The sequence below is a fragment of the Rhodoplanes elegans genome (assembly GCF_016653355.1).
Taxonomy (GTDB): Bacteria; Pseudomonadota; Alphaproteobacteria; order Rhizobiales; family Xanthobacteraceae; genus Rhodoplanes; species Rhodoplanes elegans.
In genome coordinates this window covers 1-20,849 of record NZ_NHSK01000241.1, presented here as the reverse complement: position 1 = coordinate 20,849, position 20,849 = coordinate 1, and the positions used below count along the sequence as shown (strand labels likewise).

Below are 20,849 nucleotides of genomic sequence, written 5' to 3'. Positions count from 1 at the left end.
GGCTGTCCCGATCGCGTCCCCCCGAATCGAGCCCCTCGCGCCCGGGGATGACGCCGCGCACACTATCGGACGGCTGCGACACCCGGCCGCCGTGATCTCGGCCGACCTGCCGATCGATTTCGGGCTGCTATTGCGCCAGCGCACGCGCTTATTTGCACCGCAGCAAGCGTGTGCCACCCTCATGCCGACTTTTGAACATCTTCGGCCGGATCGCGAATACGCTTCGCCATCTTTCGACGGCCGATAATACCGACCACACGACTTTCAAGACCGCGCGCCGACACCTTTTGTTGATTGGCGAAGCCCGATGCTGCACCGCACATCAGCCGGCGACGGACAACGCACATCCTCCCCGGCGGCGACCTTATCCGTCTGCGCCGCCGATCGTTCGGAGAACAACAACCATGTCGACCATCGCCCGCACCCCCGCCCGCCTCGCCATCGCGGCCGCCGTGACCCTCGCGACCGTCTCGGGCGCGCTCGCCGCGCCGCGCCAGCAGACCCAGGCGCCGCGCGACGTCTATGCGGCCGGCCAGACCTGGGGCGCCGCCCCGGTCCTGCCGTCCGAAGCCTACGGCGCCTACGCGTCCGCCCCGCAGGGCTGGGGCTCCCAGGGCGGCTACACGAGCCTCTCGGCCCCGGATCGCCACGACCAGGCGAAGGGCAACATCGACTGACGCACCGCCAAGCGGTGACACCCAAAGGGCCGGCGCTGGACGCCGGCCCTTTTTTTTGCGCCCGCGCTTGCGCGCAACGAGCTTTTGCGCTTGCACGCATATGCGTCTGGCGTAATATACCGGCATGACCGATGCCGTCGCCCTCCTCACCGCGCTCGCCGAGCCGACCCGCCTCGCCGCCATGCGGCTCCTGTGGGACGGGCGCGAACACTGCGTGTGCGAGCTGATGCGCCTGGTCGGCGCCAGCCAGTCGCGGATGTCGCGCCACATGGCGGTGCTGAAGAGCGCCGGCCTCGTCACCGACCGGCGCGACGCCCAGTGGGTGCGCTACCGGCGCGCCGCGACGATCGCGCCCGAGGTCGCCGCGCTGGTCGACGCGGCGCTCGCCCTGCCGGTCCCTGCGACATCGGAACGGAACGCCGCATGAGCACCACCGCACCCGGCCGCTCCTCGTTTCCGCCGGCGACCGGCCTGCGGCTCCTCGTGCTCGCCGCCCTGCTGATTCTGTGGGCCGCGCTCTATGCGAGCCTGCTGCCGGCCGCCGAATGGATCGTCCGGCAGCTGCCGGTCGACGCCGAGGCGCCGCTCGGCCGGGCCCTCGCCTTCTTCCTCTACGACACGCCGAAGGTGCTGATGCTGCTGACGCTGGTGGTGTTCGCCATGGGCGTGGTGCGAAGCTTCTTCTCGCCCGAACGCACCCGCGCCCTGCTCGCCGGCCGGCGCGAGGGCCTCGGCAATGTCGCGGCCGCGTCGCTCGGCATCGTGACGCCGTTCTGCTCCTGCTCGGCCGTGCCGCTGTTCATCGGCTTCGTCTCGGCCGGCGTGCCGCTCGGCGTCACCTTCTCGTTCCTGATCGCCGCCCCGATGATCAACGAGGTGGCGCTGGGACTGCTCTTCGCGCTGCTCGGCTGGCAGGTGGCGCTCGCCTATCTGGGCTTCGGCCTGCTGATCGCGATCGTCGCCGGCGCCGTGATCGGGCGGCTGAAGCTGGAAGGCTGGCTGGAGCCGTGGGTGCGCGACCTGCGCGTCGCCCCGGCCGCGATCGCCTCCCCCACCCTGACGCTCGCCGACCGCATCGACGCCGGCCGCGAAGCGGTCCTCGACATCGTGGGCCGGGTGTGGCCGTGGGTGATCGCCGGCATCGCGGTCGGCGCCGGCATCCACGGCTGGGTGCCGGAGAACCTGCTCGCGTCGATCATGGGCCGCGAGGCCTGGTGGTCGGTGCCGGCCGCCGTCGCCATCGGCATCCCGATGTACTCCAACGCCGCCGGGGTCGTGCCGGTGGTCGAGGCGCTGCTCGGCAAGGGCGCCGCGCTCGGCACCACGCTCGCCTTCATGATGAGCGTGATCGCGCTGTCGGCGCCCGAGCTGGTGATCCTGAGAAAAGTCCTCACCTGGCGGCTGATCGCCGTGTTCGTCGGCGTCGTCGGGCTCGGCATTCTCGCCGTCGGCTATCTGTTCAACGCCCTGTTCGGGTGATCATCCGGAGTTGCGCTCATGAAGGACGTCAAGGTTCTGGGACCGGGCTGCAAGCGCTGCGTCGCCACGGCCGAGATGGTGCAGCAGGAGGCGGACCGCCTCGGCCTCGCCGTGACCGTCGAGAAGGTCACCGACATGGCGACGATCGCCGGCTTCGGCATCGCCGCGACGCCCGGCATCGTGATCGACGGCAAGGTCGTCCATGCCGGCGGGCTGCCGAAGCCCGAGGACGTCGCCCGCTGGCTCGCCGCGTAGGGCAGCCTCGGCAGACTGGTGCGACCCGGCTTGCGACGCGCTGACGTTTCCACTATTCTGGAATCATGGAAACGGAAGCGACCCTGATCGCCCTCGCCGCGCTGGCGCAATCGACCCGCCTCGACGTGTTCCGCCTCCTGGTGAAGCACGAGCCCGGCGGGATGCCGGCCGGCGACGTCGCCAAGGCGCTCGCCGTGCCGGCCAACACCATGTCGGCCCATCTCGCGGTGCTGACCCGTGCCGGCCTGGTCGCGGCGGAGCGGCGCGGCCGCTCGATCGTCTACCGGGCCGATCTCGTGCGCTTCCGCGCCGTGATGCTGTTTCTCCTGAAGGACTGCTGCGGCGGCCGCACCGAGGTGTGCGCCCCGCTGATCGCCGATCTCGCCCCCTGCTGTCCCGCGACGGAGCCCGCCGATGGCTGACCGCGTCTACAACGTGCTGTTCCTGTGCACCGGAAACACCGCCCGATCGATCCTGGCCGAGAGCATTCTGCGCAAGGACGGCCGCGGGCGCTTCGCCGCCTTCTCGGCCGGCAGCAGGCCCAAGGGGATCGTCAACCCGATCGCCCTGAAGGTGCTGGCCGACGGCGACTACCCGACCGAGAGCCTGCGCTCGAAGAGCTGGACCGAGTTCGCCGCGCCCGGCGCGCCGGTGATGGATTTCGTCTTCACGGTCTGTGACGACGCCGCCGGCGAGACCTGCCCGGTGTGGCCCGGCCAGCCGATGACGGCGCACTGGGGCATCGAGGATCCGGCCGCCGTCGAGGGCACGGCGATCGAGCGGGAGCGGGCCTTCGTCCAGGCTTTCAAGTACCTGAAGAACCGCATCGCGGTGTTCGCGGCACTACCGATCGCCGGCCTCGACCGGCTGGCGCTCGGATCGCGGCTGCACGACATCGGCCGCCTCGACGGCGCGACGCGGTCACGGCCCGAGGTGGCGTGATGGACGTGATCATCTACCACAACCCGCAATGCGGCACCTCGCGCAACACGCTGGCGATGATCCGCAACGCCGGCGTCGAGCCGCACGTGATCGAGTATCTCAAGTGCCCGCCGTCGCGCGCCTTGCTGATCGATCTGATCAGGCGCGCCGGCCTGACGCCACGTCAGGTGTTGCGCGAGAAGGGCACACCCTATCACGAGCTCGGGCTCGCCGATCCGGCGCTCTCCGACGACGCGCTCGTCGACGCCATGATGGCGCATCCGATCCTGATCAACCGCCCCCTGGTGGTGAGCCCGAAGGGCGTGCGGCTGTGCCGCCCCTCCGAGCGGGTGCTCGATCTGCTGCCGCCGCAGCAGGGCGAGTTCCGCAAGGAGGACGGCGAGCGGGTGGTCGACGCCGACGGGCGCCAAGTCTCGCCGCAGCCCGTCACGGCGCAGCCCGCCGCGACCTGATCAGAACGCGCGGCGGTCCTCGCGAAGCCCGCCCCGATCTCCGCTCATGCCCGCGAAGGCGGGCATCCAGAGTGTCGTGCCGTGTCGCCCCTGGATCCCCGCCTTCGCGGGGACGAGCGTAGTGTGGGCCGGCTCACACGCACCAAAGCGACCGCGAAACATGTCGACGAACACGTCGAAGGACCCGCCATGTCTCTGTTCGAACGTTATCTGACCGTCTGGGTCGCGCTGTGCATCGTCGTCGGCATCGCGCTCGGCCATTTTTTTCCGGGCGTCTTCCAGGCGATCGGCGGCGCCGAGATCGCCAAGGTCAACCTGCCCGTCGCCGTGCTGATCTGGCTGATGATCATCCCGATGCTGATGAAGATCGACTTCGCGGCGCTCGGGCGGGTGCGCGAGCACTGGCGCGGCATCGGCGTGACGCTGTTCGTCAACTGGGCCGTGAAGCCGTTCTCGATGGCGGCGCTCGGCTGGTTGTTCATCGGGTATCTGTTCCGTCCCTGGCTGCCGGCTGATCAGATCGACTCCTACATCGCAGGCCTGATCATCCTGGCCGCGGCGCCCTGCACCGCGATGGTGTTCGTGTGGTCGCATCTCACCAAGGGCGAGCCGCATTTCACCCTGTCGCAGGTGGCGCTGAACGACACCATCATGGTGTTCGCCTTCGCGCCCGTGGTCGGCCTGCTGCTCGGCCTCTCCGCCATCACGGTGCCGTGGGATACGCTGGTGCTGTCGGTGGTGCTCTACATCGTGGTGCCGGTGGCGATCGCCCAAGTCCTGCGTCGCCGCCTGCTCGCCGGCGGCGGCGAGCCGGCGCTCGGCGCCGTGCTGGCCCGGCTCGGGCCGCTGTCGCTGTTGGCGCTGCTGGCCACGCTGGTGCTGCTGTTCGGCTTCCAGGGCGAGCAGATCCTCGGCTCGCCGCTGATCATCGCGCTGCTCGCGGTGCCGATCCTGGTGCAGGTCTATCTCAATGCCGGCCTCGCCTACCTGCTCAACCGGCTCGCCGGCGAGCAGCACTGCGTCGCCGGGCCCTCGGCCCTGATCGGCGCCTCGAACTTCTTCGAGCTCGCCGTCGCCGCCGCCATCAGCCTGTTCGGCTTCCAATCGGGCGCCGCGCTCGCCACCGTGGTCGGCGTGCTGATCGAGGTGCCGGTGATGCTGACGGTCGTCTGGATCGTCAACCGCAGCAAGGACTGGTACGAGCGCGGCGAACGACGGGAGCATGTGACCACCGTGTGAGCGAGCATCGGTCGCCTCCGCGACCGTTCGCCTCGCTCCACGCGGGTCGTGTCAAGATATCGGAACAACCGCCGCGCTCGGCGTTTGCCCCCGTGAGACCGATCTCACAGGAGCTACCTAATGAAAGCCATCAATCTGATCACGCTGCTGCTCGTCATCGTCGGCGGCGTGAACTGGGGCCTCGTCGGCCTCGCTCAGTTCGATCTCGTCGCCACGCTGTTCGGCGGCCAGAGCGCGACGCTGTCGCGCATCGTCTACGCCCTGGTCGGCCTCTCGGCCCTGTGGCAGCTGGTGCCGTTCTCGAAGGCGATGTCGACCGACGAGCCCTATGCGGAGCGCGGCTACCCCACCACCACCCGATAGCGGGCGGGCCGGGTCCGGCCGCGCGGCCGCGCCTCTGCCGAGACGAAACGGGCTCCGCGATGCGGGGCCCGTTTTTTTCGTGTCCGCGCGGTCCCGGGCCCGTCCCGACGTCCAGGCCTTTCGCCGGCCCGGCCCGCCTCCGCCGGATCGCAACAGTCAAGCGGGATCGCACCGACACGGTCCGGACAATTTTTTCGGCGGTGATCTGTGGGGACGAGTCGGCTGCGCGCCGCTCCGGGGCTCGCGCCCGGGCGCCGCTTGCGCTATCTCCCCGCCTCCCGAGCTTGGTGCCGCGTATCCTGGCGAGCTTGCGTGCAACCGACGCCGCACGGCGTCACCGGGCCTGCGTCCGTTCCGGACCCGGCCCGCCGACAAGAACCGTGACCGCATAAAGTAGATCGCCGACGCCCATGGCCCTCGAGACCGTCGCCCGCAAGCTTCCCGCCACCACCGCCCCGGCCTTCCGCACGGCGCCGCACAATATCGAGGTCGAGCAGGCGCTCCTCGGCGCCATCCTGGTCAACAACGAGGCGTTCTACCGGGTCTCCGACTTCCTCGAGCCGCGGCATTTCTTCGAGCCGATCCACCAGAAGGTGTTCGAGCTGGCGACCAGCCTGATCCGGGCCGGCAAGACCGCGACGCCGGTGACGCTGAAGACCTTCCTGCCGGCCGATCTCGACGTCGCCGGGCTCACCGGCAGCCAGTACCTGGCGCGGCTCGCCGCCGAGGCGACGACCGTCATCAACGCCATGGACTACGGCCGCACCATCTACGACCTGGCGCTGCGCCGCGCCCTGATCGGCATCGGGGAGGACCTGGTCAACGAGGCCTACGACTCGCCGGTCGATTCGAGCCCGCGCGACCAGATCGAGTCGGCCGAGAAGAGCCTGTTCGAGCTCGCCGAATCCGGCCGCTACGACGGCGGTTTCCAGCGCTTCGCCCAGGCCCTGACCTCGGCCGTCGACATGGCGGCCCAGGCCTACCAGCGCGACGGCTCGCTGTCCGGCATCGCGACGGGCCTGAAAGACCTCGACCGCATGATGGGCGGGCTGCAGCACTCCGACCTGATCGTGCTGGCCGGCCGCCCCGGCATGGGCAAGACCTCGCTCGCCACCAACATCGCCTATAACGTCGCGCGGGCCTGGGAGGGCGGCGTGCGCCCGGACGGCCGCATCGAATCGGTGAACGGCGGCATCGTCGGCTTCTTCTCGCTCGAAATGTCGTGCGAGCAGCTCGCCACCCGTATCATCGCCGAGCAGACCGAGATCCCCTCCTACAAGATCCGCCGCGGCGAGATCGAGGCGCACGAGTTCGACCGGATCGCCGAAGCCGCCCGCGTCATGGAGGAGGTGCCGCTCTACATCGACGAGACCGGCGGCATCTCGATCGCCCAGCTCGCAGCGCGGGCCCGCCGGCTCAAGCGCCAGCGCGGCCTCGACCTCCTGGTCATCGACTACATCCAGCTGCTGTCGGGCTCCTCCAAGCGCGCCTCCGAGGGCCGCGTCCAGGAGATCACCGAGATCACCACCGGCCTCAAGGCGCTGGCGAAGGAGCTCGCGGTGCCGATCATCGCGCTGTCCCAGCTCTCCCGTCAGGTCGAGAGCCGCGACGACAAGCGCCCGCAGCTCTCGGACCTGCGTGAATCGGGCTCGATCGAGCAGGACGCCGACGTGGTGATCTTCGTGTTCCGTGAGGAATACTACCTCAAGAACAAGGAGCCGCGGCCGGGCACCGAAGAGCACTACAAGTGGCAGACCGAGATGGATGCCGTGCACGGCAAGGCCGAGGTGATCATCGGCAAGCAGCGCCACGGCCCCACCGGCACGGTGCAGCTGCAGTTCAAGGCCGAGGTCACCCGTTTCGCCGACCTCGCCGACGAGGACAAGCTCCCGGAGCGGATAGGGGATTGAGGCGGGGGGCTGGAGCTGGCGATTGAGGCGGGGGGATTGAGGCCTCGCGGCACCCCGCGAACTTGCGTGTCCCGGACAAGGCGGATCGGGCCGCAGGCCCGCTCCGCCGCAGAGCCGGGACCCAGGAGCGACACGCCGAGGACGATCGTGCATAACGCCTTGCCGTATCGCCCCTGGGTCCCGGCTCGCGATGCATCGCTGCGCGCTGCACCGCGTCCGGGACACGGATGCCGAGAGCTGCCGAAACGCCCCCTCATCCCGACCTTCTCCCCGCACGGGAGAAGGAGCGCGAGCGCCCTGCCCGTCCCCGCCCTTGTCCTCTCCGGCGAACGGGTCTAGTGGCGGTCCTCCGGCCGCCGTGGCCGGAACCGAACGGAGGGTGTCATGACGGTGCAGGAGAGGACGCGCGCGGACGAGATCCAGGCGGCCGCCGGCGCTGCCGCCCCCGGCACGGCCCCCGCCGCGCCGTCCGTGCCGGTCTCCGAGGCCGGCCCGCCCGTGATGGAGACGGGCGGCGTGCTCACCATCGACCTCGCCGCGCTCGTCGCCAACTGGCGCGATCTCGCGCGGCGCGTCATGCCGGCCGACTGCGCCGCCGTGGTGAAGGCCGACGCCTATGGCTGCGGCCTCGTCGAGGTCGGCGGCGCGCTGGCGCGGGCCGGCTGCAAGACCTTCTTCGTCGCCCATCTGACCGAGGCGCGCACGCTGCGCCGTGCCGTGCCGGACGCGGTGATCTACGTGCTCAACGGCATCCCGCCGGCCGGCGCCGCCGCCTTCGCCGACGCCCGCGTGCGCCCGGTGATCGGCAGCATGGCCGAGCTGGTCGAGTGGGACGCCTTCTGCCGCGTCAACGCCTGGACGGGCGGCGCGGCGCTGCATGTCGACACCGGCATGAACCGGCTCGGCCTGTCGCTGGAGGACGCAGCGGCGCTCGCCCCGCGGCTCGATGCGCCCGACCACGGCATCGCGCTCGTCATGAGCCACCTCGCCTGCGCCGACGAGCCGGCGCATCCGCTGAACGAGCGCCAGATCCAGGCGTTCCGCGAGGTCCGCATGCTGTTCCGCGGCGTCGACGCCTCGCTCGCCAACTCGTCCGGCCTGTTTCTCGGCCCGTCGACCCATTGCGAGATGGTGCGACCCGGCATCGCCCTTTACGGCGGCAACCCGATCCCCGGGTCGGAGAACCCGATGCGGCCGGTGGTGCGGCTCGAGGCGCGCGTCGTCCAGGTCCGAAAGGTCCGGCGCGGCGAGACGGTCGGCTACGGCGCCGCCTGGACGGCCCAGCGCGAGAGCCGCATCGCCATCGCGGCCGTCGGCTACGGCGACGGCTTCTTGCGCGCAGGCGCTGCGTTGGGGCAGAGCCAGCCGCAAGCCGTGGTGGTCGGGAAGCGCTGCCCGATCGTCGGCCGCATCTCGATGGACCTGCTCGCCATCGACGTCACGGCCCTCCCCGAGGTGTCGCCCCGCCGCGGCGACTGGGTGACGCTCCTGGGCGAGGAGTTCCCGGTCGACGCCGCCGCTCCGTTCGGCGGCCAGATCTCCTACGAGGTCCTCACCAGCCTCGGCCGCCGCTATCACCGTAGTTGGCGGAGCTGAAGGGGACGAAAGCTGTTGCCGTCACCCTGAGGCGCTCGGGCGAAGCCCGAGCCTCGAAGGGCGACGGCCCGCGACTCTCCGCCTGACTCCGGGGCCGCATCCTTCGAGGCCCGGCTCCGCCGGGCACCTCAGGATGACGGGTCGGGATGGACGCTGCAGTGCAGCGCGCCTTCACCGCCACCACCGCGCGGGCACAAAGGGCGCCGGGTCGACCAGCGTCGGCCCGCCCGTCATCATCTCGGCGAGCAGGCGCCCCGTCGCGGGGCCGAGCGTAAATCCCTGGTGGCCGTGGCCGAAGTGGAGCCAGAGGCCCTTGTGGCCGGGCGCCTCGCCGATCAGCGGCAGCATGTCGGGCAGGCACGGGCGGGTGCCGAGCCACGGCGCGTTCTCGACCGGCGCGCCGAGATCGACGAGATCGCGGGCGGCCGCCTCGGCGCGGTCGAGCTGCACCGGGCTCGCCGGCGCGTCGGCTCCGGCGAACTCGGCCCCGGTGGTGAGCCGCAGGCCGGCCGTCATGGGCGCCGCGACGTAGCCGAAGGCGGCGTCGCGCAGCGGCCGCGACAGCACGGTTCCGGTCCGGTAGTGCCGGTGATAGCCGCGCTTGCGGACCATCGGAATCCTCTGGCCGAAGCGGCGCAGCAGCGTGGCCGACCAGGGGCCGAGCGACACGACCACCTCGGCCGCCTCCAGCGGCCCGTCGGCGGTCTCCACCCGGAACCCGCCGGACGGCAGCGCCGCGAGCGTGTCGGCATCGCCGTGGGCAAACGTCCCACCGGAGCGCGTGAAGAGGTCGGCATAGGCGGCGACCAGCCCGCCGGGATCGCGCGAGGTCCACGAGTCGCGCCAGTGGATCGCCCCCACCCCGCCGGTCTTCAGGTCCGGCTCGGCGGCCAAAAGCTCGGCCGGAGTCAGGCGACGGAACGCGACGCCGTAGTCGCGCTGCAGCCGCTCCGCCCGCAGCGTCTCGCTGTCGAGCTTCTTCTCCGAGCGGTGCATGTCGAAGAAGCCGTCGCGGCGGACGAGGTCGTCCGGCACGCCGGCCGCCGTCATCAGCTCCTGGTGCTCGGCGGTCGCGTGGCGGATCAGGCCCGCCCAGGCGACCGCGATCGTCCGGTGGCGCGCCGGCGCCGAGTACCACCAGTAGCGCAGCAGCGGGGCGACATGGCCGGGCAGCGCGGCGAGGTCGTAGCGGACGTCGTTGCCGCGGCCGAACGCGACGCCGAACAGCGCCGCGAGATCGCGCGGCATCGGATACGGCTCGACCGCCTCGCCCTGGATGATGCCGGCATTGCCGTAGCTCGTCTCGCGGCCCGGCGCCTGCCGGTCGACCAGCGCGACGGAGCGACCGCGCCGCTGCAGATGAAGGGCGGCCGCCACCCCGGCGATCCCGGCCCCCAGAACGATCACGTCGGACATGTCTTTCAGCTTTCAGTCCCACGCGGCCATCCCTGGCCGCCCTCGGCATGCGCGCGCACGCTGCATGCCCCGTGCCGCCGGACGATACCGGCGGGCCCCCCCTAGATAGGCGCTCAGCCGAGCGGCACCCAGGCGTCACGGGAATAGTCGAAATACCGCGAGACCCGCCGCCCATCCCACTCGTATTGCAGGTGCCGCTCCTGCACCGGGATGCCGACCACGTCGGGCCAGAACGCCGCGACGCAGTCGCCCCCCGGCTGCCGGACGCTCGGATAGACGAGCCCGTCGCTGCCGGCCGCCCGGCGCGTGCGGCCGAAGGCCTGGCTCATGACGTAGGAGTCCGGGTCGAGCAGCCGGGCCTGGGTCGGCGGCGGCAGCGCCGCGACATCGTCCAGGCGGCGGCGGACCGCGCCGACCAGCACCCGCATGTCCTCGCGGCGGCGCGGATCGCCGGCGTCGGCGGCGAAGCGGCCGAAGTGATGGACGGTCTCGGCGATCGCCGTGTCGAGCGACGCGGCCGCGTAGTACACGCCGAAGCTTCCGTCGGAAAAGCGCGAGCCCTTCGGGTTGAGATGCGTGAAGGCCGCCATCACGAAGGAGGCGCCCGGCCCGCTCACCCGGCGCTCCGGCGGAACGAGCGCGATCTCGCCGACGGCGTCGCGCACCCGCGGGTTGGTCTTCTGCTCCAGGGCCGTGAGCACGTCCCAGACGGCCGGATCGGGGGTGAGGCGCTCGAACAGGTCGATCGGCGGGTAGCGCGACGCGATGATCCGCCACGCCTGCGGCCAGTCGACGAGCCGCACCGGGACGGCGGGCTCAGGACCAGGGGGCACGGGCGGCATCGAGATAGGCCCGCACGGCGGCGAGATCCGTGACATCGCCGGCCGCCATCCGGGCGAGCGGCGTCTGGCCGCCGAACGCCGCGTTCGGCCGGCTCGGCCACGAGTCGGCGAGGGCCGGATCCGAATAGACGATCTGCAGCGCCTTCCAGATGCCGGCCACGTAGCCGATCCGCCGCAGCGTATCGTCCGGCAGCCGGCCGACCCGGCCGCGCTTCCAGTCGTAGAAGGTCCGCTCCGCCGGATTTCCGAGGATTCTTCGCGACGCCCGGTTGTCGGCGCCCCAGCGGTCGACGATCGCGAAGAAGCCTTGCAAGGCCAGTCCGTGGCGGTCGTCGGCCAGAACATCCGGCTCCGGCTTTGGCTGCAGAACAGCAGTCACTGGCGCCCTCACTGCGGATTTGCAGTCCTCTTGATATAGCACGACCGCCGGGATTTGCGAGGGGCGCGGCCGAATCGTTGACTTCGCGCGGGCAGTCGCGCCCGTATCGGGCATGGCCAAGAAGACCCAAGAGTTCGTCTGCCAGAACTGCGGCGCCGCCTACAATCGCTGGCAGGGCAAGTGCGACGCCTGCGGCGAGTGGAACACCATCTCGGAGGAGAATGCCGCCGCCGAGCGCGTGTTCTCCGGCCCCGGCCGGCCGCCGCGCAAGGGCAAGCCGTTCCCGCTCGCGCCGCTCGCCGGCGAGCAGAAGGAGGCGCCCCGCATCGCCTCGAAGAACGGCGAGTTCGACCGGGTGGCCGGCGGCGGCCTCGTCCCCGGCTCGGTGCTGCTGGTCGGCGGCGATCCCGGGATCGGAAAATCGACGCTGCTGATCCAGATCGCCGCGGCGCTCGCATCGGCCGGCCACCGGGCCGTCTACATCACCGGCGAGGAGTCGGTCGCCCAGGTGCGGCTGCGCGCCGAGCGGCTGGGTCTCACCAAGATTCCGGTCGAGCTCGCGGCCGAGACATCGGTCGAGGACATCGTCGCAACCCTCTCGCAGGGCAAGGTTCCTCGGCTCGTCGTGATCGACTCGATCCAGACCATGTGGACCGACATGGTCGAGTCCTCGCCCGGCACCGTGACGCAGGTGCGCGCCTCCGCCCAGCTCCTCATCCGCTTCGCCAAGCGGGCCGGCGCTGCCGTGATTCTCGTCGGCCACGTCACCAAGGACGGCCAGATCGCCGGCCCGCGCGTCGTCGAGCACATGGTCGACGCGGTGCTCTCCTTCGAGGGCGAGGGCGGGCACCATTTCCGGATTCTGCGGGCCGTGAAGAACCGTTTCGGCCCGACCGATGAGATCGGCGTCTTCGAGATGACGGGCGGCGGCCTGTCCGAGGTGTCGAACCCGTCCGCCCTGTTCCTGTCCGAGCGCGATCTCGGGGCGCCGGGCACGGCCGTGTTCGCCGGCATGGAGGGGACGCGGCCGCTGCTGGTCGAGATCCAGGCCCTGGTCGCGCCGACCTCGCTCGGCACCCCGCGCCGCGCCGTGGTCGGCTGGGATCCGAGCCGGCTCGCCATGGTGCTGGCCGTGCTCGAGGCGCATTGCGGCGTGAAGCTCGGCGGCTACGACGTCTATCTCAACGTCGCCGGCGGCCTGCGCATCAACGAGCCGGCCGCCGATCTCGCCGCCGCCGCCGCGCTGGTCTCGTCGCTGGCGAAAACGCCGCTGCCGTCCGACGCCGTGCATTTCGGCGAGGTCTCGCTGTCCGGCGCGGTCCGCCCGGTGTCGCACGCCCCGGCCCGACTGAAGGAGGCCCAAAAACTCGGCTTCGCCCGCGCCGTCGTCCCCGACGCCACCCGCGGGGCCGAGCGCGACGGTCTCGCCCTCGCCCCGGTCGCCAGCCTCGCGGATCTCGTGGCCCGGATCGTCCCCAACCGCCCGGCCCAGCGGCGGGAGGCGAAAAGCTGAAGGCGCGCCGCAGCCGCGGCTTGCCGAACCAGGATATCACGCGCATGATCTGTATAATTCAGATCATGCAGATGATGCGCCCATGAAGGTGTCGACGGCGGAGTTCATTCGCAATTTCGGGACGTTGTCCGACAAGGCCCTGACCGAGCCGGTCACCATCACCAAGAACGGCCGTGACCGTCTGGTGGTGCTGTCGGCCGACGAGTATGCCCGCCTCAAGCAGCGCGACCGTCGCGTGGTCGAGCTGGACGCCTTCACCGAGGACGAGATCGCCCGCATCGCCGAGTCCGAGGTGCCGCCCGGCCACGAGCATCTCGACGAGGAGCTGAAAGACTGGCGCCCGTGAGCTGGCCGCTGCCCCGTCCCGGCCTGGTCGTTCGATACGCCTATCTGTGGGCGCGGAAAGCCCGCGAAGGGCGGGACGAAGGAGCCAAGGACCGGCCTTGCGCCATCGTGCTGGTCGTGATCCGAGACGACGATGCACCGCGCGTGCGGGTGCTCCCGATCACCCACTCGGCACCGTCCGATCCCTCCGACGGACTGGAAATCCCCCAAGTCACCAAGAAGCGACTCGGCCTCGACGCCGAGCGATCCTGGGTGGTGCTGACGGAGGCGAACGACTTCGTCTGGCCCGGTCCGGACCTGCGGCCCGTGGTTCCGGGCGATCTCGGCTCCGCGGCTTACGGCTTTCTGCCGCCCGGGTTCTTCCGGGTGCTGCGCGACCGCCTCCTCGCCCGATATCGATCGAAACGCCTGCGGGCGATCCCGCGGACCGAATAGCGCCGCACTGCCCGAGAGACGGCCCTCCCCCGTGCATGACCGTCCCGCCACAGGGGCCGGCGAACCGTGCGCGGGGCCGTGGATTTGTCGGACCGGCCGGTTCCCAGGGCGGCGGAAAATGCTCTATACACGGGCCGCACCGCCGGCCGGGTATCGCTCCGGCGGCATTGCGAACGCGCCCCTGTGTGACCGCGCCTCTTTGAACGCGCCCGCGAGCGAGCCCGCCTTAGATGTACCTGGACATCTTCCTGATCGTCGTGATGCTGGTCTCGGGGCTGCTCGCCATGGTGCGCGGCTTCATGCGCGAGGTGCTGTCGATCGCCTCGTGGGGATGCGCCGCCGTCGCGACGCTCTACTCGTTTCCCAAGCTGCTGCCCTGGGCCAAGCAGTATTTCAACAACGACTACGTGGCGATGGGCGCGGTGGCGGGCGGTGTCTTCCTGCTCACGCTCATCATCGTCTCGGCCCTGACGGTTCGTATCTCGGACCGCATCCTCGACAGCCGCATCGGCGCGCTCGACCGCACGCTGGGCTTCCTGTTCGGGCTCGGCCGCGGCCTCCTGATCGTCGTCGTCGCCTTCATCTTCTTCGACTGGCTGGTCCCGGCGAAGTCGCAGCCGGAGGCGGTGCGCAACGCCAGGTCGCGGGTCGTGCTGCAGGGCACCGGACAATGGCTGATGTCGCTGTTGCCGGAAGACCCCGAGAACACCATCTTGAAGCGGTTCAAGAAGCGGCCCGCCGACGAGGATGCCGAGCCACCGCCCGAGCAGCGCTCCGATCGTGTCCCGACGGAGCGCGAGCAGCGGGCGGAGCTCGCCGGCCCGAGCGGCCCGGCCGTGACCCTGCGGTAGTGACCGTGCTGTAGCCACCCGCGCGCCCTGAAGAGGCCGCGACCGATGCGTCGGCCGGTCCGTCCCCTGCGAAAGCAGGATCGACGGAGCGGTCGATCTTCTGTTTTTCATGGCCGGCGTCGCCGCCGGCCACCCTCGCGGGCCCGGCCGGCCCGCACCGAAGGCCCGAGGACCCGTCCATGACCGTTTCGACCGAGCGCGCCGCCCCCACCTGTTTCGATCCGGCGCTCGACGGTGACCGCCTGCGCGAGGAATGCGGCGTGTTCGGCATCTACGGGCATCGCGACGCCGCCGCCATCACGGCGCTCGGCCTGCACGCCCTGCAGCATCGCGGCGAGGAGGCGGCCGGCATCGTGTCGTTCGACGGCAGCCGCTTCCACTCGGAGCGTCGGCTCGGCTTGGTCGAGGACACGTTCTCCAAGCGCCACATCATCGAGCAGCTGCCCGGCCACATCGCGGTCGGGCATGTGCGCTACTCGACCACCGGTGGCACCATCCTGCGCAACGTCCAGCCGTTCTTCGCCGAGCTGGAATCGGGTGGCTTCGCGGTCGGCCACAACGGCAACCTCACCAACGGACTGACGCTCCGCCGCCGCCTGGTCGGCGAAGGCGCCATGATGCACTCGACCAGCGACACCGAGGTGATCCTGCATCTGGTCGCCCGCTCGCGCCGCAACCGCTTCGTCGACAAGTTCGTCGAGGCGCTGCGCGAGCTGGAGGGCTCCTACTCGCTGGTCGCCATGACCAACAAGAAGCTGATCGCCGCCCGCGACCCGCTCGGCATCCGGCCGCTGGTGCTGGGCGAGCTCGACGGCTGCCCGATCGTCACCTCGGAGACCTGCGCGCTCGACATCATCGGCGCCAAGTATGTCCGCGACATCGAGAACGGCGAGGTGTTCGTCTACGACGAGACCGGCGCCCACAGCTACAAGCCGTTCCCGGCGGTCGCGCCACGCCCCTGCATCTTCGAGTACATCTACTTCTCGCGGCCCGACTCGATGGTCGGCGGCCGCAGCGTCTACGAGGTCCGCAAGAACATGGGCGCCGAGCTGGCCCGCGAGGCGGCCGCCCCCGCCGACGTCGTCGTGCCGGTGCCCGACTCCGGCGTGCCGGCGGCGATCGGCTACGCCCAGGCGGCGGGTGTGCCCTACGAGCTCGGCATCATCCGCAACCACTATGTCGGCCGCACCTTCATCCAGCCGACCCAGTCGGTGCGCGAGCTCGGCGTCCGCCTGAAGCACAACGCGAACCGCGCCGTGGTGGCCGGCAAGCGCATCGTGCTGATCGACGACTCGCTGGTGCGCGGCACCACGTCGGTGAAGATCGTCCAGATGATGCGCGAGGCCGGCGCGACCGAGGTGCATTTCCGCATCGCCTCGCCGCCGATCACGCATCCCGACTACTACGGCATCGACACGCCGGAGCGCGAGAAGCTCCTCGCCGCCACCCACTCGATCGAGGAGATGCGCCAGTACATCGGCGCCGACAGCCTCGCCTTCCTGTCGGTCGACGGCATCTACCGCGCGGTCGGCGAGGAGCGCCGCGACCCGGCGCGGCCGCAGTTCACCGACCACTGCTTCACGGGCGAGTACCCGACCCCGCTGACCGACCTCGCCGCCGAGAAGAACGGCAAGTCGCAGCTCTCGCTGCTGGCGGAGGCGAGCTGAGGGGCTCCGGCATGCACACGGGGACCTGGCGCTGCGGGCGGCTGATCGACCATCTGCAACTCGTCGTCTCGGACATCGAGGCGAGCCGGCGGTTCTACGGGGCCGTGTTCGCGGCCCTCGGCATTCGGATCGGCGAGGAAGGGGCGAACTTCTTCTACGCCGACGAGCTGTATGTCAGCGGCGTCACGGCAGACTCGCCGCCGACCGGCCGGATCCATCTCGCCTTCCAGACGCCGGACCAGGCGACGGTCGACCGCTTTTACGCCGCGGCTCTCTCCGCCGGCGGCCGGGACAACGGACCCCCCGGACCGCGCGACTATCACCCCGGCTACTACGCGGCCTTCGTGCTCGACCCGGACGGCAACAATATCGAGGCCGTTTTCCACGGCGCGACCACCCGATCCGCCGACGCCGTGGTGATTACCGCGGTCGACTGAAGCCTGCCTACGCGCGGTGGGACGCGACCGCGGTTTTGCTTGTGCACGCGACCGCGCCGGTTAAAACGAACCGCAGATCGTTCATTCTTTTCCTCCCAGAGTTCTGTCGCATGACCAAACCGCTCGCCGACAAGATTGCGCTCGTCACCGGGGCCTCGCGGGGCATCGGCTTTTCCACCGCCGTCGCGCTCGCCAAGGCCGGCGCCCATGTGGTCGCGGTCGCCCGCACGGTGGGCGGCCTGGAGGAGCTCGACGACGCCATCCAGGCGGCCGGCGGCGAGGCCGCGACGCTGGTGCCGCTCGACCTCGCGGACACCGACGGCATCGCCCGCCTCGCGCTGGTGCTCAACGATCGCTACGGCCGCCTCGACATCCTGGTCGCCAATGCGGGCCGGCTCGGGCCGGTGACGCCGATGTCGCATGTCGACCCGAAGGAGTGGGACGAGCTGATGCAGGTGAACGTCACGGCGAACCTGCACCTGCTGCGCTGCTTCGACGCGCTGCTGCGCAAGGCGCCGGCGGCCCGCGTCGTCTTCGTCTCCTCGGGCGCGGCGCATTCCGGCAAGGCCTATCGCGGCCCCTACGCGATCTCCAAGGCGGCGCTCGAGATGATGGGGCGCACCTACGCGGCCGAGACGGCGACGACGCCCGTCAAGGTCAACGTCGTCAATCCCGGCCCGACCCGCACCCGCATGCGGGCGCAGCTGATGCCGGGCGAGGATCCGCAGACCGTGCAGCCGCCCGAGGAGGCGGCGGCCGCGATCCTGTCGCTGTGCCTGCCGAGCTTCCAAGAGACCGGCCGCCTGTTCGACCTGCGCGCCGGCCGCCTCCTCCACTACAATCCGCCGGACTGATCCGCCGCGGTCGGACGATCCGTTCGCCGTCATTCCGGGGCGCGGGCGAAGCCCGCGAACCCGGAATCCAGCGGTAATACCTGCGCTCTCGGCTGGATTCCGGGTTCGGCGCTGCGCGCCGCCCCGGAATGACACCCGTGTCGATCAGCTTGATACCTTGTCCCCGGCCGCGCCGGCCGGCGGGCTGCGGGTCGCCCGCACCGCCAGCGCGATCGCGACGAGCAGCAGCGCGACGGCGACGAAGAACGGTGCGCCCGGCCCTGGAAAGGCGCCGGGATGCGCCAGCGCGAAGGCGTAGACCTGCGAGAACAGGCCGGGCCCGATCAGCCCGGCGATCCCCATCATGCAGGCATTGGCGCCCTGCAGGCGGCCCTGCTCGGAGGGGCCGAGCCGGCGGCTCATCAGGCTGTTGGCGGCCGCGTGGGCGAAGCCCCACAGGCTGTTGAACGGGATCCCGAGCCAGAACATCCAGCCGTGCGGGGCGAGCCCCTGGATGGTCAGCCCGATCACGCCGGCCGTGGCGCCGAGCAGCAGCGCGCCACGCTCGCCGAGCAGCCGCACGCCGGGGCCGATCAGGCCGCCCTGCACGATCACGGCGCCGAGCCCGACGGCCGCCATGGTGAAGCCGATGGTGCGCGCGTCCCAGTCGTAACGGAAGGTGAGATAGAGCACGCCGAGGCTCGGCAGCACGAAATGGGCGAGCTGGCTGACGAACCATACGCCGGCGAGGCCGAGGAGCTGCGGCTGCGAGCGCAGCAGCGTCAGCGCGCCGAGCGGGTTGGCGCGGGCGAGCCGCAGCGGCGCCCGCTTCTCCGGCGGCAGCGATTCCGGCAGCACGAAGTAGCCGTAGGCCGCGTTGGCGAGGCTCAGGCCGGCGGCGATCCAGAACGGCAGCCGCGGATCGACGCTGCCGGCGAGCCCGCCGATCGCCGGGCCGAGCACGAAGCCGAGCCCGAAGGCGGCGCCCAGCATGCCGAAGCGCGCGGCCCGCTTCTCCGGCTCGGTCACGTCGGCGATGTAGGCGAAGGCGGTGGCGATCGAGGCGGAGGCGACGCCCGAGATCACCCGGCCGGCGAGCAGCCACCAGATGGTCGGCGCGAGCGCCATCACGACATAGTCGAGCCCGACCCCGAGATTGGAGAAGAGGATCACGGGACGCCGCCCGAAGCGGTCCGACAGCGCCCCCTGGACGGGCGAGAAGAAAAACTGCATCAGCGCGAAGGCGATGCCGAACAGGCCGTACATGGTGGCCGCGGCGGGCTCGTCGCCACCCATGAAGTCCGCGACCAGACGCGGCAGCACCGGCACGAAGATGCCGACCGACAGCATGTCGATCGCCACCGTGACGAAGACGAAGCCGAACGCCGCCCGCCGCCGACCGTGCGGCACCGGCGCCGGGTCGCCGCCCGGATCCGAGATGCCCTGCCCCGCCTCAGCGTCCTTTGGCGCGGGTGGCATAGGGATTGGCTTTTTCGCGCAGCGTCAGGCGGATCGGCGTGCCGGGCAGGTCGAAGCTCTCGCGCAGGCCGTTGATCAGGTAGCGCTTGTAGGACTCCGGCACGGCGTCGGCGCGCGAGCAGAACAGCACGAAGCTCGGCGGCCGCGCCTTCGGCTGGGTGATGTAGTTCAGCTTCAGGCGGCGGCCCGAGACGGCGGGCGGCGGATGGCCGTCGATGGCGCTGTCGAGCCAGCGGTTGAGCGCGTTGGTCGGGACGCGGCGGTTCCAGATCGCGTGGATGTCCAGCACGGCCTGCATCAGCCGGTCGAGCCCTGCCCCGGTCAGCCCCGAGACGGCGACGACCGGCATGCCGGCGAGCTGCGGCAGCCGGTGCTCCGCCTCCTGGCGCAGCCGCGTGAGCGCGCCGGTCTCACCCTCGGCGAGATCCCATTTGGACAGGCCGATCACCAGGGCCCGGCCCTCGCGCTCGACCAGGTCGGCGATGCGCAGATCCTGCTCCTCGAACGGCGCCGTGGCGTCGATCAGCAGCACCACCACCTCGGCGAAGCGGATCGCCTCGAGCGCGTCCGACACCGACATCTTCTCGAGCTTGTCGTCGATCTTCGACTTGCGCCGCATGCCGGCGGTGTCGTGCACCTGGAAGGCGCGGCCGTGCCAGTCGAGCTCGACCGCGATCGAGTCGCGCGTGATGCCGGCCTCCGGCCCGGTGAGCAGGCGCTCGTCGCCGAGCAGCCGGTTGATCAGGGTCGACTTGCCGGCGTTCGGGCGACCGACCACGGCGATGCGGACCGGGCGCGGCGCCGGGGCCGCCGCGGGCTCGGCCGTGTCCGTGGTGAAGCCGTCGCGCGCCGCGGCCTTGGCCTCGCGCTCGGCCAGCACCTCGGCCCGCGTCGCCGCGGCGGCCTCCTCGGTCAGATCGGGCAGCGCCTCGCGCAGCGCGTCGTAGAGGTCGGACAGGCCGAGCCCGTGCTCGGCCGAGACGCCGACCGGCTCGCCGAGCCCCAGTCCGAAGGCCTCGTAGACGCCGGCCTCGGAGGCGCGCCCCTCGCTCTTGTTGGCGACCAGCACGACGGGCCGGCCGGTCTTGCGCACCGCCGCCGCGAAGGCGCGGTCGGTCGGCGTGAGCCCGGCGCGGGCGTCGATGAGGAACAGGATGGCGTCGGCCTGCGCCATCGCGGTCTCGGTCTGGGCGCGCATGCGGCCGGCGAGCGATTCGATCGACGCTTCCTCGAATCCGGCCGTGTCGATCACGGTGAAGTCGATGTCGCCGAGCCGGCCGGTGCCCTCGCGTCGGTCGCGGGTCACGCCCGGCTGGTCGTCGACGAGCGCGACGCGCTTGCCGACCAGGCGGTTGAACAGGGTCGACTTGCCCACATTGGGGCGGCCCACAATGGCGATCGTGAAGGACATCGGGGCGCCGAACGGCCTCTCGCAATGGACGACGGACCGGTGCGGGGCACCGGGTCCGGACGGACAGGACAATGGGGTCGTCGACGACGCCCTGCGCTCTCGATAGCACAAGGCCGCCGGCGCGTATCGCCGACGATCGCGGATGCGACGCGGAGCTGGTCGCGAGGCTCGGTTGCCCGGGGCTCAGTTGCCCGGGGCGGTCGGCCAGGGCAGCGTCTGCTGCGGCACCGCGGCGGTGCCGCCGGTCGCGCCCGGGGCGGGCTCGGCCGGAGCCTGGCGAGGCCGCACCGGGACCGAGGCGACCGGCGTGGCCGGCGCCGGACGGGCC

General features: G+C 71.1%; 24 protein-coding genes. 19 read left to right on the top strand and 5 right to left on the bottom strand.

Annotated features, from left to right (window positions below; translation table 11 throughout):
* From CCR97_RS31450 to alr, 12 genes are all read left to right on the top strand, one after another.
* The coding region (locus CCR97_RS31450; RefSeq protein WP_207199592.1) for a hypothetical protein at positions 1-247 on the top strand (247 nt) is incomplete at its 5' end.
* Between the two features lie 157 nt (positions 248-404).
* Positions 405-677, top strand: a complete 273-nt coding sequence (locus tag CCR97_RS26855) for a hypothetical protein (RefSeq protein ID WP_111356338.1) — start codon at positions 405-407, stop codon at positions 675-677.
* A gap of 124 nt (positions 678-801) precedes the next feature.
* A complete protein-coding gene (locus CCR97_RS26850; RefSeq protein WP_111356339.1) occupies positions 802-1,104 on the top strand; it encodes an ArsR/SmtB family transcription factor in 303 nt (100 codons plus the stop codon).
* Positions 1,101-2,156 (top strand): permease, encoded by a 1,056-nt coding sequence (locus tag CCR97_RS26845; RefSeq protein ID WP_111356340.1) that lies wholly within the window; start codon positions 1,101-1,103, stop codon positions 2,154-2,156. The genes CCR97_RS26850 and CCR97_RS26845 overlap by 4 nt, the downstream gene beginning before the upstream one ends.
* Before the next feature lie 18 nt (positions 2,157-2,174).
* Positions 2,175-2,411: a thioredoxin family protein gene (locus CCR97_RS26840; protein WP_111356341.1), complete on the top strand. Its 237-nt coding sequence runs from the start codon at positions 2,175-2,177 to the stop codon at positions 2,409-2,411.
* A gap of 65 nt (positions 2,412-2,476) precedes the next feature.
* The gene (locus CCR97_RS26835) at positions 2,477-2,833 is read left to right on the top strand and encodes an ArsR/SmtB family transcription factor (protein ID WP_111356342.1); all 357 of its coding nucleotides are present in this window, start codon (positions 2,477-2,479) and stop codon (positions 2,831-2,833) included.
* Entirely contained in the window at positions 2,826-3,353 is a 528-nt protein-coding gene (locus tag CCR97_RS26830; protein ID WP_111356343.1) for an arsenate reductase ArsC, read from the top strand. Before CCR97_RS26835 ends, CCR97_RS26830 begins: the two co-directional genes overlap by 8 nt.
* Positions 3,353-3,805, top strand: a complete 453-nt coding sequence (gene arsC, locus CCR97_RS26825; RefSeq protein ID WP_111356344.1) for an arsenate reductase (glutaredoxin) — start codon at positions 3,353-3,355, stop codon at positions 3,803-3,805. Before CCR97_RS26830 ends, arsC begins: the two co-directional genes overlap by 1 nt.
* Before the next feature lie 189 nt (positions 3,806-3,994).
* Positions 3,995-5,044: an ACR3 family arsenite efflux transporter gene (arsB, locus tag CCR97_RS26820; protein WP_111356345.1), complete on the top strand. Its 1,050-nt coding sequence runs from the start codon at positions 3,995-3,997 to the stop codon at positions 5,042-5,044.
* Between the two features lie 120 nt (positions 5,045-5,164).
* Complete coding sequence (locus CCR97_RS26815) at positions 5,165-5,407, top strand: DUF378 domain-containing protein (RefSeq protein ID WP_111356346.1); 243 nt, start codon at positions 5,165-5,167, stop codon at positions 5,405-5,407.
* Between the two features lie 410 nt (positions 5,408-5,817).
* Positions 5,818-7,317 carry a replicative DNA helicase gene (locus CCR97_RS26810; RefSeq protein ID WP_111356347.1) on the top strand — a complete coding sequence of 500 codons (1,500 nt, stop codon included), beginning with the start codon at positions 5,818-5,820 and terminating at the stop codon, positions 7,315-7,317.
* A gap of 384 nt (positions 7,318-7,701) precedes the next feature.
* Positions 7,702-8,913, top strand: a complete 1,212-nt coding sequence (gene alr / locus CCR97_RS26805; protein WP_111356348.1) for an alanine racemase — start codon at positions 7,702-7,704, stop codon at positions 8,911-8,913.
* Positions 8,914-9,084: 171 nt separating this feature from the next.
* Here alr and CCR97_RS26800 read toward each other — a convergent pair whose 3' ends face one another.
* From CCR97_RS26800 to CCR97_RS26790, 3 genes are all read right to left on the bottom strand, one after another.
* Positions 9,085-10,329: an NAD(P)/FAD-dependent oxidoreductase gene (locus CCR97_RS26800; RefSeq protein ID WP_111356349.1), complete on the bottom strand. Its 1,245-nt coding sequence runs from the start codon at positions 10,327-10,329 to the stop codon at positions 9,085-9,087.
* 113 nt (positions 10,330-10,442) lie between these two features.
* Complete coding sequence (locus CCR97_RS26795) at positions 10,443-11,162, bottom strand: RES family NAD+ phosphorylase (RefSeq protein ID WP_245428769.1); 720 nt, start codon at positions 11,160-11,162, stop codon at positions 10,443-10,445.
* Complete coding sequence (locus CCR97_RS26790) at positions 11,146-11,550, bottom strand: MbcA/ParS/Xre antitoxin family protein (RefSeq protein WP_245428771.1); 405 nt, start codon at positions 11,548-11,550, stop codon at positions 11,146-11,148. The genes CCR97_RS26795 and CCR97_RS26790 overlap by 17 nt, the downstream gene beginning before the upstream one ends.
* A 112-nt stretch (positions 11,551-11,662) precedes the next feature.
* On the opposite strand from CCR97_RS26790, the gene radA reads away from it, so the two are divergent.
* The 7 genes from radA to CCR97_RS26755 all read left to right on the top strand — a co-directional run bounded on the left by radA (position 11,663) and on the right by CCR97_RS26755 (position 17,652).
* Positions 11,663-13,063 carry a DNA repair protein RadA gene (radA, locus tag CCR97_RS26785; protein ID WP_111356352.1) on the top strand — a complete coding sequence of 467 codons (1,401 nt, stop codon included), beginning with the start codon at positions 11,663-11,665 and terminating at the stop codon, positions 13,061-13,063.
* A gap of 82 nt (positions 13,064-13,145) precedes the next feature.
* Complete coding sequence (locus CCR97_RS26780) at positions 13,146-13,409, top strand: type II toxin-antitoxin system prevent-host-death family antitoxin (protein WP_111356353.1); 264 nt, start codon at positions 13,146-13,148, stop codon at positions 13,407-13,409.
* A complete protein-coding gene (locus CCR97_RS26775) occupies positions 13,406-13,843 on the top strand; it encodes a hypothetical protein (protein ID WP_111356354.1) in 438 nt (145 codons plus the stop codon). Before CCR97_RS26780 ends, CCR97_RS26775 begins: the two co-directional genes overlap by 4 nt.
* A 230-nt stretch (positions 13,844-14,073) precedes the next feature.
* A complete protein-coding gene (locus CCR97_RS26770) occupies positions 14,074-14,694 on the top strand; it encodes a CvpA family protein (RefSeq protein WP_111356355.1) in 621 nt (206 codons plus the stop codon).
* Positions 14,695-14,873: 179 nt separating this feature from the next.
* On the top strand, positions 14,874-16,361 hold the full coding sequence (gene purF, locus CCR97_RS26765) for an amidophosphoribosyltransferase (protein WP_111356356.1): 1,488 nt from the start codon (positions 14,874-14,876) through the stop codon (positions 16,359-16,361).
* 11 nt (positions 16,362-16,372) lie between these two features.
* A complete protein-coding gene (locus CCR97_RS26760; RefSeq protein WP_111356357.1) occupies positions 16,373-16,798 on the top strand; it encodes a VOC family protein in 426 nt (141 codons plus the stop codon).
* Positions 16,799-16,908: 110 nt separating this feature from the next.
* The gene (locus CCR97_RS26755; protein ID WP_111356358.1) at positions 16,909-17,652 is read left to right on the top strand and encodes an SDR family NAD(P)-dependent oxidoreductase; all 744 of its coding nucleotides are present in this window, start codon (positions 16,909-16,911) and stop codon (positions 17,650-17,652) included.
* A 144-nt stretch (positions 17,653-17,796) separates the two neighbouring features.
* Here the strand turns inward: CCR97_RS26755 and CCR97_RS26750 are convergent, their stop codons facing one another.
* Positions 17,797-19,110 (bottom strand): TCR/Tet family MFS transporter, encoded by a 1,314-nt coding sequence (locus CCR97_RS26750; RefSeq protein ID WP_111360181.1) that lies wholly within the window; start codon positions 19,108-19,110, stop codon positions 17,797-17,799.
* Positions 19,085-20,521, bottom strand: a complete 1,437-nt coding sequence (der, locus tag CCR97_RS26745) for a ribosome biogenesis GTPase Der (protein WP_111360182.1) — start codon at positions 20,519-20,521, stop codon at positions 19,085-19,087. The genes CCR97_RS26750 and der overlap by 26 nt, the downstream gene beginning before the upstream one ends.
* Between the last annotated feature and the right edge of the window lie 328 nt (positions 20,522-20,849).